A 13,924-nucleotide genomic window follows, 5' to 3' on the forward strand; every position below is an offset into this window, starting at 1 on the left:
ATGCANGTATGAAAGGATTTAAGATATGGATTTTGAAAATGAATTGACCAGTAAGATCCTTGATCCCATTCACGGCACTATTCGTTTGACGACACTCGAGATTGCCTTTATCAATCACCCCCTGTTCCAGCGCTTACGCAACATTAAACAGAACTCTTTTTTATATAAGGTGTTTCCCTCTGCGGTGCACAGCCGCTTCGAACACTCTCTCGGGGTGCTGCATTTATCAAGTGAAATACTCAATAATTTACGCCTGAATGCGATACGGTATCAAAAGAAATATGATGATGGCCATGTGTTTGGTCATATCGATCAGATACCAAAACACAACATTCAGGAGTTGAGACTCGCTGCCCTGATGCATGACATCGGGCACGGGCCGGTATCCCACCAGTTTGAGAGTTTTATGCCTGGTAAGCACGAATTCTCCGATGTTCTCCCCACGGCCTACCATTCAATCATTGATGTATTAAGCAAGCCAGAACAGAAAGTTGAACATGAACAGCTTTCGCTGTTGTTCAGCCTGATGATTTATCATGATCTGAGAAAACAAGGTAAGGTCGATGACGAAATAAATATCGAAAATGTGTTAAAAATTATCGAAAAAAGATACGGTGACCAACAGATCATTGAGGAAATTAATGGAAAGGCAACAGATATCCTGCCGTTAATGACCTCGATCATCTCTTCCTGTCCGATCGATGCCGACCGGATGGATTACTTGCTCAGAGATGGCTATTTCTCCGGCGTCAAGTGTGGCATCTACGATTACAATCGCTTGTTTATGTCAATTGTCCCGGTCGAGGAACAGGGAAAATTGTACCTTGCTTACAAAGAGAGTGGGATTGATTCGATCGCTGAGTTTATTGGGGCGCGCTCCAGCCTTTTCTCGCAGGTGTATTACCATAAAACAAACCGCGCCTTTGCGACGATGTTGAGCACATTATGTGAGATTATGCAAAGCAAGGATCCACAAAATGTCATTATCGCTGACGTTACCGACCGTATCGTTGACCATAGCGATGAAAGCTTCATCGACGCGCTGAAGGAGTTTTATTTGGCGTGCAGTGATGATTATTTTTTGAATGACAAGGTTGGTGAATGGATAGATATCAGCGATACCGAGGCGGTTAATAAAAAAATACTTGCTGACATTATTAACCGACACCCATGGTCGAAGGTCTATGAGGCCAAACACTCTGTGTATAAAGCTAACATCGCTGACAAGGAAAATAAGGCGTGGAAGAGTCAACTCACCGGGTTATTGACTTCTGTATTACAGCCTCATTTCAAACCACATGAATTTGCCGTTGATATTGTCTCCGACTGCGCCTTTAAAGACCTGGATAAAACCGAAGTTAAGCTTTTGGTGAAAGATCTTAAGAACCGCTACGAAATAAAACCGTTAATTGAATGTGGTGATAAGTTAAATCAGTATCAAATCATCAAATATTGCATTCGGGTATTTGTTGACCGCGATATCAAAGAACGCGTAACTCCTGAAATAATCTATAAAATCAATGAAATAGTGGTCAAGCAGATCGCGTTGCTGAATTGATGATGCCCGTCAGGGCAGCGATAAATCTTTCAGGGGCTGGTTTTTTAACCGGCCCCTGAAGATAAGCGGTAAATCGTGGCGCATCCCCGCCATCGGCATAACATACAACAGCGCGTTTACCCGAGACTAAACACCGCGCTGAGGCATAGATTCCCGCAGGGGAGCGGGTGGCTCAACAAAAACACCGGCTCAGTATGGTTATTCCGCCAGCAGGGCGGCGAATTTCGCCAGCCACTGTGGATGAGCAGGCCAGGCGGGGGCGGTAACCAGGTTACCGTCCACATGCGCCTGGTCGATACCAATATCCGCATAGTGCCCACCGCTCAGGCGCACTTCCGGAGCGCAGGCGGGATAGGCGCTGCAGGTCCGTCCCTGCAGAATACCGGCGGCGGCCAGCAGCTGCGGGCCGTGGCAGACGGCGGCGATAGGTTTACGCGCGGCGTCGAATGCCTGTACCAGTTTAATAACCTCCTCGTTCAGGCGCAGATACTCCGGCGCCCGGCCGCCGGGGATCACTAGCGCATCGTAGTTCTCGGCCTTAACTGCGGCGAAGTCAGCGTTCAGCGTGAAGCGATGGCCCGGCTTTTCGCTATAAGTCTGGGCGCCGTCAAAGTCATGGATTGCGGTCATGACATAGTCGCCAGCGGCTTTATCCGGGCAGACGGCATCGACCTGGTGTCCAATCATCTGCAGTGCCTGAAAAGGAACCATCGTTTCGTAATCTTCGGCATAATCGCCGACCAGCATTAGGATTTTCTTGCTCATCTTTGTGTCTCGTTGTGGGCGAAAGGTGTCTTAGATATAGCCTGGCGACTTGCAGAATGCGAACCGTTCAGGATGCCGACGACGGTGTCGTGTGCGTCTTGTAGCCGGGCTCATGTTTTTTTGCTAACGACAACTTTGTTCGATATCGCGCTGTGGCTCGTTATCCGCAAAAAATCGGTTTGTGAGGAGTAAGGGGAGCAGAAGAATATTGTTACCGTTTAGATTTCGCGCCAGGACTATTAAGCGTCCGCCGCGAAGGGGCAATCGGATGGAAGCCAGATATTATCCCTCTGAGTAATTTATTGCGTTGTTACGCTAAATTTGCATAATGAGCGAATTATATTGNNNNGGTCGTCTTTATGGTTTCCTTTATTCATCCGCTTAATGTTTTAGCCCGCCTTATAGTATCCATTGCAAACATTCCTTTGGTGCATTATTTATTGAATTTATCATTGACTGTTGTTACACATTTTAAATGTTGATATTCATGGTGCTTTTATTTTCATGGTGAAAGGGGGTGTTTATGAATAAATATAATTATTAGGTGGTTAAGTTGATCGGTAATCCATTTTTGCTTTATCATCGTCACGTTTCACATCAATATATCTTCAATAATTATTCCTTAAGGAAAGGAACTGCTATGGCTGATACGTTCCAGAATGAAGTCCCCAGGGCGCGCATTAATCTCAAATTATCTCTTCATACCGGCGGCGCGCAAAAGAAGGTCGAACTGCCGCTCAANNTGCTTACCATTGGCGATTTTAGTCATGGGAAGGAAAACCGGCCTTTATCGGAAAGAGAAAAAATCAACGTCAATAAAAATAATTTTAACAGCGTACTTTCGGAATTTAGCCCGGAAGTNAACCTCTCGGTGCCGAATACGCTGGCCGGCAATGGCGAAGAGGAGAACGTCAGACTGCGTTTTACCGACATCAAAGATTTTGAACCGGAGCAGGTTGCCCGGCAAATTCCGCANCTCCGNGCCATGCTGGCGATGCGTAATTTATTACGCGATCTCAAATCCAATCTGCTCGATAACGCCACTTTCAGAAAAGAGCTTGAGGCAATCCTGAAAGATCCGGCGCTGTCCCAGGAATTACGCGACGAAATGAGTGCGCTTGCCCCGAAATAAGTGCGGGGCAAGTCTGTTAATGGATTAACCGGGAAAATGCTAATGTCTGTTACCACAGAAAACGCCCCTGTTCAGGGGCAAACCACGCTGCAGGAAAACAGGGCGGGCGAGGGCGTTTACGCCTCGCTGTTTGAAAAAATTAATCTCNCCCCGGCGTCTNGNCTCGGGGATATCAACGACTTTCTGGACGATGCCGCGCTCTCCGAGNCGCCGGCGGCGGAGCGTCTCACCGCGGCGATGCAGGTGTTTATGGAACGCATCCGTCAGTCCGGCCAGCGGGTGGAAAAGCTCGACAAAACGCTGATCGACCACCATATCGCCGAGCTGGATTTCCAGATAAGCCGTCAGCTGGACGCGGTGATGCACCATCAGGAGTTTCAGCAGGTCGAATCCCTGTGGCGCGGCCTCAAACAGCTGGTGGACAACACCGACTATCGGCAGAACGTCAAAACGGAGATCCTCGACGTCGCCAAAGACGATCTGCGCCAGGACTTTGAGGACGCGCCGGAGCTTATCCAGAGCGGCCTGTACTGGCACACCTATACCGCGGAGTATGACACTCCCGGCGGCGAGCCGATCGGCTCGGTGATCTCGGCCTATGAGTTCGACGCCAGCCCGCAGGATGTGGCGCTGCTGCGCAATATCTCCCGCGTCTCTGCGGCCGCCCATATGCCGTTTATCGGCGCNGTCGGCCCGGCCTTCTTCCTGAAAGAGACCATGGAAGAGGTGGCTGCCATTAAGGATATCGGCAACTACTTCGATCGTGCGGAATATATCCGCTGGAAGGCGTTTCGCGAAACNGACGATGCCCGCTACATCGGNCTGGTGATGCCGCGCGTGCTGGGTCGTCTGCCGTACGGTCCGGACACCGTGCCGGTGCGCAGCTTCAACTATGTCGAGCAGGTGAANGGNCCGGANCACGAAAANTATCTCTGGACCAGCGCGGCGTTCTCCTTCGCNTCNAATATGGTGAAGAGCTTTGTNAANAACGGCTGGTGCGTGCAAATTCGCGGTCCGCAGGCNGGCGGCGCGGTGAAAGATNTGCCNATCCATCTGTACGATCTGGGCACCGGCAACCAGGTGAANATNCCTTCCGAGGTGATGATCCCGGAAACGCGGGAGTTTGAGTTCGCCAGCCTGGGCTTTATCCCGCTGTCGTACTACAAAAATCGCGATTACGCCTGCTTCTTCTCGGCCAACTCCGCGCAGAAACCGGCGCTGTACGATACCGCCGACGCCACCGCCAACAGCCGTATCAACGCGCGTCTGCCTTANATCTTCCTGCTGTCGCGCATCGCGCACTACCTGAAGATGATCCAGCGCGAGAATATCGGCACCACCAAGGACCGGCGNCTGCTGGAGCTGGAGCTGAACACCTGGGTGCGGAGCCTGGTGACNGAAATGACCGACCCCGGCGACGAGCTGCAGGCCTCCCATCCGCTGCGCGATGCCAGCGTGGTGGTGGAAGATATCGAGGATAACCCGGGCTTCTTCCGCGTGAAGCTGTACGCGGTGCCGCACTTCCAGGTCGAGGGGATGGACGTCAATCTGTCGCTGGTTAGCCAGATGCCAAAGGCGAAGGCGTAGGTTCGGACGATGATGAAAACGGAACGTCCGTTGTGGGGCCGGGGCATTATGGTGTCGCCTCAGCATTTTCAACAGCAGGCTGCGTATGCAGCCTGGACTGCGGAAGTGATTGCCCGGATGGGTCTTAACCACCCCTGGGGAGTGGTTGAGGCGACCTTCGAACCAGAGATGCTCAAACTGGGCCGCCTGCAGGCTCACAGGCTGCAGGTCCGGTTCCAGGATGGCACGATGATTGATACGGACAATGCCGATGCGCTGCCGTCCGCGCTGTCGCTGGACGGCGCATCCGGCGAGGCGGTGATCGTGCTGGCGCTGCCCCTGATGCAGGCGAATGGCGGCAACTGTCTGAAGCCGGAGGAGGTGGCCGAAAGGCCGGCGCGCTTCCGGCAGCGCTGGCGCGATGTCCGTAACCAGTTTGGGGATGATACCCGGCAGATTGCCGTCATACAGCCGGAGCTGACCCTCCGCTTCGCCCACCAGGACAACAGCGATTACCTGACCTGTCCGCTTGTTCGCCTGCAGCGGGACTCGCAGGGGGCCTGGCTTATCGACGAGACGTTTCTCCCGCCGCTGCTGCAGATCCAGGGCAGCCGCTGGCTGGCGACGCAGCTTGAACAGCTGCTCATCCAGCTCCGGGCTCGTCTGACGCGCCTGATGGCCATGCGTCGCGAAAGCAATGAACGGATGGCTGATTTTGCCGTAGCCGATGTCTCTCTGTTCTGGTTGCTGAATGCGCTGAACAGCGCCGAGCCGGTGCTGGGGTACTTTCTGCGTTACCGGCAAAGCCCGCCGGAACGCCTCTACCCGGAGCTGGCGCGCCTGGCTGGTAGCCTGCTGACCTTTTCGCTCACCCATCAGGCGAATGCCGTCCCGATCTATCAGCATGACCAGCTGAACGCGGTTTTTCCGCCGCTGTTTGATTTACTGAGCGACCTGCTGGAGGCGAGCCTGCCATCGCGGGTGGTGGCGATTGCCCTGGAGCATGATGCCCGGCTGCACTTCTGGCAGGCGCGTCTGCACGATGCCCGGCTGCGGGAAGGGGCTGATTACTACCTGTCGGTTCGTTCGTCGGTACCGGTCGCCCAACTGCAGGAGCAGTTTCCGCGCCAGTGCAAAGTGGGCAGTCCGGATCATGTCAAAGCCATCGTCAACTCCTCGCGGACAGGGGTGCCCCTCACGCCATTGCGTCATGTGCCGGCGGCGATCCCGCTGCGTCTGGAAAATCAGTATTTCAGCCTCGATGTGTCCCACCCTCTGGCAACGGAAATGCTGCAGAGCGGCACCTGTATGTTTTACGTCCCGGGGATGCTCGGTGAGCCTGAACTTGAACTTTTTGCGGTACTACGAACGTGAATGAGCCTAAACGCGGCAACGCCGCGTCCATTGATATTGATGCGCTGCTGCAGAACACCTGGCTGCAGGTTATCAGCCTGCGCCACGGCCCGCAGTTCCGCGATGAGGAAGGGTACACGCTATGGCAGCGCTGTATCGCTGATGTCGAGCGCGTGCAACATGAGCTGAAGGCGAGCGGGCTTGATGACGCCAGCTGTCAGCATATTCTCACCGCCCAGTGTGCGCTGCTCGATGAAGCCGTGAAAGGTCGCGGCGTGGAGGATGAGGCCTGCCTGCAGTGGTATGACATTCCGCTGCAGGGGCACTTCCTCGGCACCATGGACGCCGGCGACACCCTGTGCGAGCGGATGCGTGATGTGTTGCGTGAACCGGCGCCCAACCTGGCCGTGGTCACCTGTTTTCAGCGGGTGATGCTGCTGGGTTTTATTGGCAGCTTTCGCTCCCTCCACGACCCCGAGCGCCTGAAGCTGGTCAACGCGCTCGGTGAGCGTGTTCCTCCTTTTCAGTGCCCGGCTACCGCTCCCGTACTGGTAGAGAGTCGCGCCGGTCTGGGGATAAGCGGCTGGCTGGCCCCATGGCCGGTACGTATTGGCCTGAGCGTGGTAGTGGTACTCGCCCTGTGGTGGGGGCTCAACCACTGGCTCGATCACCTGCTGCTGACCTTGTTACCGGGGGAGGTGAAATGAGCCCCGCGCAGCAGCGTGGGCTGGCGCTGTGGGCCAGTCTGCTGAGTGCGCTGGTGTGCCTGCTATTTTTGCCGGTTCCCCGCTGGGGGGCGTGGCTCATTCTGCTGGTCACGCTGGCCCTGATCATCGGGATCTGGCGCATCGCCAGTCGTCGTACCGGACGTAACGTCGCATCAACCCTGGCCCCTCTCCCGGAGGGCGCTTATCGCCAGCCGGTGGTCCTCGTTTGCGGCGACCTGCCGTGTGTCTGGCCGCCAGCGTCACCGGTGCGAGTGGTCAAACAGGGCTGCTGGATCCGCGTGAAAAAGACGGAGGAGCTGCAGCAGGTCGCGCGCCAGGTATTGAGCCAGCGGCCGGAATGGGGGCCTCAGCTGTCGGTGCTGCTCTGCGTCTGCCCGCAGCGGCATGCGCAAAGCGATGCGCTGACCAGCGCTCTGCTGGCCCTGCGCTGGCAACTCAGCCAGCTGCGCCAGCAGATGGGGTATGCCGTACCGCTGGCGCTGCAGGGGCAGGTGGGCAGCGCGATGAGTCGCGACCTGTTGTGGCAGGCGGCGATACCGGGTGAAGCGGTGAAAGTCTGGCAGCCCTCCTGCGCCCCCTGTTCCGTACCGGCCTGGGTAAGCGCCGGCGGGGCGGCCGCGCTGGAGCAGCAGGTGCTGATGAACAGCCTGATGGGCTGGTCTGAACAGCACGTCTATGCCGTGTTGACGGAAGAGAATACCGACCTGCCACCTCTGACCCCTGCGGCCGTGCTGTGGGGCCTCGGGCCCTCGCTGCCTGGAAGTCTGGCATCGTCGGCCTGGACGACGTGGTTATCCCGACATAGCGGCCTGTCGCGGGTAGCTGGCTGGCAGCCAGATGAGAGCGACACCGGGGACGCTTCAGCTTTGCCGGAATTCATCCTGCCGCAGTTACCGGCGGGACGGGGACTCACGCCACGAGGCAGGGCCTGGCGCGCGGCGCTCGCGATTTTCACCCTCGCGGCTGTCGCCGCGCTGCTCAGCAGTGGCTGGAACAATCGACAACTGCTGCAGCGCGTGGGCGTCGATATTGCCCGTTATGAGCGGATTGCGATGGATGATTATCGACCAAAAGCCAGCGCTGTCAGGGTGCTGCGTGAAGATGCCGCGCTGCTTGATAGCTGGGCGCGTAACGGCGTCCCGCTGCGCCTGAGTCTGGGCTTATATCGCGGGGAGCAGATTCGCCTGCCGTTGCTGGAGGCGATTCGCGGTTACGTGCCGCCTCCGCCTCCGCCCAGGCCGGTGCAGCGCGTTGCCCCGAACGTCATCCGCCTTGACAGCATGTCGCTATTCGATACCGGGAAATGGGTACTGAAGCCTGGTTCGACAAAGCGGCTGGTCAACTCGCTGATGGACATTAAGGCCAGGCCCGGGTGGCTGATCGTGGTGGCGGGTCACACCGACAGCGTGGGTGAGGAAAAAGCCAACCAGCTATTGTCGCTGAAACGTGCGGAATCGGTCCGCGACTGGATGCGCGATACCGGCGACGTGCCGGACAGCTGCTTTGCCGTTCAGGGCTATGGCGAAAGCCGACCAATTGCAACAAACGATACGCCGGAAGGCCGTGCGCTGAACCGTCGTGTCGAAATCAGTCTGGTGCCGCAGGTAGACGCCTGCCGGTTACCGGACCAACCCTCTGCGTCATCCCAGGATGATGGCGCTTCACTACACAATGGAGAGTAATTCCATGGCAATNCCNGTTTATCTNTGGCTGAAAGACGACGGNGGCGCGGACATTAAAGGNTCNGTNGACGTNNAGGANCGTGANGGCAGNATNGANGTGGTGGCNCAGGAGCATAANCTGTACATNCCGACCGATAACAACACCGGCAANCTGACNGGNACNCGTATTCANACGCCGTTCCTGTTCACCAANGANATCGACTCNTCCAGCCCNTACCTGTACAAGGCNGTGACCACCGGCCAGACCCTGAAATCNGCTGAGTTCAAGTGGTACNNAATCAACGANGCNGGNCAGGAAGTGGAGTANTTCAANACNAANCTNGANAACGTNAANGTGGTNAAAGTGAATCCNNTNATGCACGACNTCAAANANCCNNCNTNCGAGAAGCACAACCATCTNGANCNGATNGANCTGCGCTACGANAANATCACCTGGACCTANAAAGACGGCAACATCATTCANTCCGATNNCTGGAACGAACGCGCCACCGCGTAATTGCCCGTCATATTTCGCGCCGCTGGCGCGCAGGCGACGTTCGCTCATCCCGGCCGCATCGTTATCTCTGCGGCCGGGGATTATTGCGGGCGATCGCCTGATGCGGGCAGCGTTTCTCTGCCCGCCGTTTTTTGCTGAACGCCTGAGATACGGGTTCTCAGCAAAGAAAAACACAATCTGNCTGCCTGACCTNNTGCGCTTTGGGTTCCTGTTCAGGAACAGCGACGGGCGGTAGCGTGTCCGGAAACAATAAGAGAGNATCTCATGGAAAATCCNGCCANCNTGTTACNCCGTCTTAATCCCTGCTGTGCCCGCGCAATGGAGGGGGCGGCCTCCCTGTGCCAGACCCGGGCGCATGCCGAGATCCTGCCCGAGCACTGGCTGCTTAAGCTGCTGGAACAGGGGGAAGGCGATCTGACGGTGCTGGCGCGGCGCTATGAATGGGATATGGATGCGCTGTGGCAGGATCTGCTGAACTGGCTGGATAAACAGCCGCGCTCGGTACGTCATCGTCCCCAGCTCTCTGACCATACCCTGAGGCTGATGCAGGAGGCCTGGCTGATTGCCTCGCTCAGCGGCGAAGCGCAGATCCGCAGTGTTCACCTGCTGATGGCGCTGGTTGAAAAACAGAATCTGATCCAGTGCGATGGCCTGTGGCCGCTGTTAACGCTGGGCCAGCGTCAGCTGGAACGCCTGCGCCCCTTGCTTGATGCCCAGTCCGACGAACGTCCGCCAGCGCAGCAGGAAGCGGCGCTGGCGCAGCCCCATGGCGGGGACGTGGAATTTGTGGGGCGTCCTGCGGGCAGCGAACTGAATGCGGATGGGCTCAACCCGGCGCTGCAGAACGCGCTGGACAAATTCACTCTCGACGTCACCGCCAAAGCCAGAGACGGCCAGATTGACCCGGTGTTCGGACGTGACACGGAAATCCGCCAGATGGTGGATATTCTCTCCCGTCGGCGAAAAAACAACCCAATCCTCGTCGGTGAGCCGGGCGTGGGCAAGACCGCTCTGGTGGAAGGCCTGGCGCTGCGCATTGCCGAAGGCAACGTCCCCGACGCGCTGAAGCCAGTGTCGGTGCGCACCCTTGACCTCGGTCTGCTGCAGGCCGGCGCCGGGGTCAAAGGCGAGTTCGAGCAGCGGCTGAAAAATATCATTGAGGCGGTACAGCAGTCGCCTTCGCCGGTGCTGCTGTTTATCGACGAGGCGCACACGATCATCGGCGCGGGTAATCAGGCGGGCGGCGCGGATGCCGCCAACCTGCTGAAGCCGGCGCTGGCCCGGGGCGAACTGCGGACCATCGCCGCCACCACCTGGAGTGAATACAAGCAGTACTTCGAGCGCGACGCCGCGCTGGAGCGCCGCTTTCAGATGGTCAAGGTGGATGAGCCGGACGACGACACCGCCTGCCTGATGCTGCGCGGCCTGAAGTCCCGCTATGCCGACCACCACGGCGTGCATATCACGGATGATGCGGTGCGCGCCGCCGTGACGCTGTCACGACGCTATCTCACCGGTCGCCAGCTGCCGGACAAGGCAGTGGATTTACTCGACACCGCTTCCGCCCGCCTGCGTATGAGTTTGGATACCGTGCCTGAGCCGCTGACCCGCATGAAGGCGCAGCTCACCGCGCTGGCAATGGAGAAGCAGGCGCTGCTGGAAGATATTGCGCTGGGCAACAGCGCCCGCGGCGATCGGCTGGCGGCCATTGAGCAGGAGGAGATCCGCCTTATTCTGGCGCTGGATACCCTTGAAACTCAGTATGGTCAGGAGCTGCAGCTGACGGAAGCGCTGCTCGCCTGTCGCCGCGATATCTCCCGCCAGGCGGAAATTAGCGATCTACAAACCGCGCTTATCGCCGTCCAGCAGGTCAATCCGCTGCTCGGGCTGGACGTCGACGTCCGCACCGTGGCGACGGTGATTGCCGACTGGACCGGCGTGCCGCTCTCCTCGCTAATGAAAGATGAGCAGACGGAGCTGCTGAGTCTGGAAGAGAGTCTCGGCAAACGGGTGGTTGGCCAGGAGGCGGCCCTGAGCGCTATTGCCCGGCGCCTGCGCGCCGCGAAAACCGGCCTGACGCCGGAGAACGGTCCGCAAGGGGGGTTCCTGCTGGTCGGGCCGAGCGGCACCGGCAAAACGGAAACGGCGCTCGCCCTGGCCGATGCGCTGTTCGGCGGCGAGAAAGCGCTGATCACCATCAATCTCTCCGAGTACCAGGAGCCGCACACCGTCAGCCAGCTGAAGGGTTCTCCGCCCGGCTACGTCGGCTACGGCCAGGGCGGGATCCTGACCGAGGCGGTGCGCAAACGCCCCTACAGCGTGGTGCTGCTCGATGAGGTGGAAAAGGCCCATCGCGATGTGATGAACCTGTTCTACCAGGTCTTCGACCGGGGGGTAATGCGCGACGGCGAGGGGCGTGAAATCGACTTTCGCAACACCGTGATCCTGATGACCGCCAACCTCGGAAGCGACCTCCTGATGCAGTTGCTGGATGAACAGCCGGAGGCCAGCGAATCAGACCTGCACGAGCTGCTGCGCCCGGTGCTGCGCGGCCACTTCCAGCCGGCGCTGCTGGCCCGCTTCCAGACGGTGATTTACCGTCCGCTGCCGGCGGGAGCGCTGCGCACCATTGTCGGCATGAAGCTCGGGCAGGTAAGTCAGCGTCTGGCTTGCCATTACGGAATCAACACCACCCTCAGCGAGAGCCTGTTCGACGCGCTGACCGAGGCCTGCCTGCTGCCGGATACCGGCGCCCGTAACGTCGACAGTCTGCTCAATCAGCAGATCCTGCCGGCGCTGAGTCAGCAGCTATTGAGCCATATGGCGGCGGGGCAGAAACCGCGCCAGGTGACGCTGGGGTATCACGAAGAGGAAGGCGTCGTGATGGCGTTTGACGAGGGGACAATATCCGATGAGTAGCGTGAAATCGTTGTTGTTCAGCCATAACCACCACCTGCTTTCGGTGAAGGGATGTGAAGCCGGGCTTGATGTGCTGGCCTTCGAGGGCGATGAAGCCCTGAGCCAGCCGTTCCGCTACCGTATTGAATTCACCAGCGCAGACCATGCCATCAGCAAAGAGATGATGCTGATGAAGGCAGCCTCCCTGACGCTGCAGGCGCCGGTGGCTCAGGGCTTCGGCATCAATGTTCAGCAACCCGTGCGGGTTATCCAGGGCGTGGTGACGGGGTTTGAACGGCTCAGTACCTCCAGGGATGAAACGCACTACGCGCTGACGCTTCAGCCGCGCCTGGCGCTGCTTAACCGCTCGCACCAGAACGCCATTTACCAGGACCAGTCCGTTCCGCAGATTGTGGAAAAAATCCTCCGCGAGCGCCACGGCCTGCGCGGTCAGGATTTTCTGTTCTCGCTGACAAAAACGTATCCGCGCCGCGAGCAGGTGATGCAGTACGGCGAGGATGACCTGCGCTTTATCACCCGGCTGCTGGGTGAGGTGGGGATCTGGTTTCGCTTTACCGCCGACACGCGGCTGCACATCGACGTCGCTGAGTTCTGNGACAGTCAGCAGGGCTATGAGAAGGGGCTGACGTTGCCTTCGGTTCCGCCGTCAGGGCAGCAGTCGGCCGGGGTGGACGCGGTGTGGGAGATGGCATGCCGCCACCGCGTCGTGGAGCAGCAGGTCAGTACCCGCGACTACAACTACCGCGAGGCGACGGCGGACATGAACGCGCAGGTGGATGTCACCCGCGGGGAGACCACCACCTTTGGTGAGGCTTACCACTGGGGAGATAACTACCTGACCGCGGGGAATGTCCATGACCGCCATCCGGCGCCGGAGTCCGGGGCGTTTTACGCCCGGCTTCGTCATGAGCGTTATCTGAACGGCCAGACCCGGATGCAGGCCACCACCAGCTGCCCGACGCTCTGCCCGGGACAGGTGCTGAAGGTCACCGGCGGAGAGGAGGTGGCCAGGGAGTTTGCTGATGGCGTGCTCGTCACGGCGATGCACAGCCACGCCCGGCGCGATGCCGACTTTGCGGTGGAGTTTGCCGGCATACCGGACAGCCCGGACGTCGGCTACCGGCCTGAGCCCGGCGCGCGTCCGGTGATGGCCGGGACGCTGCCGGCCCGCGTGACCAGCACCCGGGAAAACGACATCTACGGGCATATCGACAAACACGGACGCTACCGGGTGAATATGTTGTTTGATCGGGCGCGCTGGGAAACCGGGTTCGAGAGCCTGTGGGTCCGTCAGTCGCGGCCGTATGCCGGAGACACTTACGGCCTGCACCTGCCGCTGCTGGCGGGGACGGAGGTGGCGATTGGCTTTGAGGATGGTAACCCCGACCGGCCGTATATCGCGGGCGTGCTGCACGACTCGGCGCACGGCGACCACGTCACCATTCGCAATGACAAACGTAACGTCCTGCGCACCCCGGCCAACAACAAAATCCGCCTCGACGATGAGCGCGGGAAAGAACATATCAAGGTCAGCACGGAGTACGGCGGTAAAAGCCAGCTCAATCTCGGGCATCTGGTGGATGCTGAAAAGCAGCTGCGCGGCGAAGGCTTTGAGCTGAGAACCGACAGTTGGGGAGCTATCCGGGCACAGAAGGGTATTTTTATCAGCGCTGACGGGCAGGTGCAGGCTCAGGGGCAGGTGCTGGCGATGGAGCCGGCGGTCAG

The 13,924-nt window shown here is 58.4% G+C and carries 9 protein-coding genes and 1 pseudogene; 9 read left to right on the forward strand and 1 reads right to left on the reverse strand.

Features of this window, described 5'->3' with window-relative positions; translation table 11 throughout:
• Positions 1-25 precede the first annotated feature (25 nt).
• Positions 26-1,558 (forward strand): HD domain-containing protein, encoded by a 1,533-nt coding sequence (locus VZP09_RS06715; RefSeq protein WP_032414818.1) that lies wholly within the window; start codon positions 26-28, stop codon positions 1,556-1,558.
• A gap of 198 nt (positions 1,559-1,756) precedes the next feature.
• Here VZP09_RS06715 and VZP09_RS06720 read toward each other — a convergent pair whose 3' ends face one another.
• Positions 1,757-2,323, reverse strand: a complete 567-nt coding sequence (locus VZP09_RS06720) for a DJ-1/PfpI family protein (protein WP_004190556.1) — start codon at positions 2,321-2,323, stop codon at positions 1,757-1,759.
• A 640-nt stretch (positions 2,324-2,963) separates the two neighbouring features.
• Between VZP09_RS06720 and tssB the strand changes: the two genes are divergently transcribed.
• From tssB to VZP09_RS06760, 8 genes and pseudogenes are all read left to right on the forward strand, one after another.
• A complete protein-coding gene (gene tssB, locus VZP09_RS06725) occupies positions 2,964-3,455 on the forward strand; it encodes a type VI secretion system contractile sheath small subunit (RefSeq protein WP_328794970.1) in 492 nt (163 codons plus the stop codon).
• Between the two features lie 42 nt (positions 3,456-3,497).
• Positions 3,498-5,042: a type VI secretion system contractile sheath large subunit gene (gene tssC, locus VZP09_RS06730; RefSeq protein ID WP_328794971.1), complete on the forward strand. Its 1,545-nt coding sequence runs from the start codon at positions 3,498-3,500 to the stop codon at positions 5,040-5,042.
• A gap of 9 nt (positions 5,043-5,051) precedes the next feature.
• On the forward strand, positions 5,052-6,395 hold the full coding sequence (gene tssK, locus VZP09_RS06735) for a type VI secretion system baseplate subunit TssK (RefSeq protein WP_004176432.1): 1,344 nt from the start codon (positions 5,052-5,054) through the stop codon (positions 6,393-6,395).
• Positions 6,392-7,081, forward strand: coding sequence for a type VI secretion system protein TssL, short form (gene tssL, locus VZP09_RS06740; protein ID WP_004176431.1), 690 nt, complete (start codon positions 6,392-6,394; stop codon positions 7,079-7,081). The genes tssK and tssL overlap by 4 nt, the downstream gene beginning before the upstream one ends.
• Entirely contained in the window at positions 7,078-8,784 is a 1,707-nt protein-coding gene (locus VZP09_RS06745; RefSeq protein ID WP_032414819.1) for an OmpA family protein, read from the forward strand. The genes tssL and VZP09_RS06745 overlap by 4 nt, the downstream gene beginning before the upstream one ends.
• Before the next feature lie 4 nt (positions 8,785-8,788).
• Positions 8,789-9,280 (forward strand): annotated as a pseudogene (gene tssD, locus VZP09_RS06750) (type VI secretion system tube protein TssD).
• A gap of 264 nt (positions 9,281-9,544) precedes the next feature.
• Entirely contained in the window at positions 9,545-12,199 is a 2,655-nt protein-coding gene (gene tssH, locus VZP09_RS06755) for a type VI secretion system ATPase TssH (RefSeq protein WP_328794973.1), read from the forward strand.
• 1 nt (position 12,200) lies between these two features.
• Positions 12,201-13,924: type VI secretion system Vgr family protein (locus VZP09_RS06760; protein WP_328795467.1), on the forward strand; the 1,724-nt coding region annotated here is incomplete at its 3' end.

Origin of the sequence: Klebsiella sp. EMBS2024 (genome assembly GCF_036233805.1) — a bacterium.
Taxonomy (GTDB): Bacteria; Pseudomonadota; Gammaproteobacteria; order Enterobacterales; family Enterobacteriaceae; genus Klebsiella; species Klebsiella pneumoniae.

What these genes read in the sequence shown, in the direction of transcription:
- VZP09_RS06720 (WP_004190556.1), bottom strand. Translation starts at nt 2,323, where the DNA reads ATGAGCAAGAAAATCCTAATGCTGGTCGGCGATTATGCCGAAGATTAC.
- tssK (WP_004176432.1), top strand. Translation starts at nt 5,052, where the DNA reads ATGATGAAAACGGAACGTCCGTTGTGGGGCCGGGGCATTATGGTGTCG.
- VZP09_RS06715 (WP_032414818.1), top strand. Translation starts at nt 26, where the DNA reads ATGGATTTTGAAAATGAATTGACCAGTAAGATCCTTGATCCCATTCAC.
- VZP09_RS06745 (WP_032414819.1), top strand. Translation starts at nt 7,078, where the DNA reads ATGAGCCCCGCGCAGCAGCGTGGGCTGGCGCTGTGGGCCAGTCTGCTG.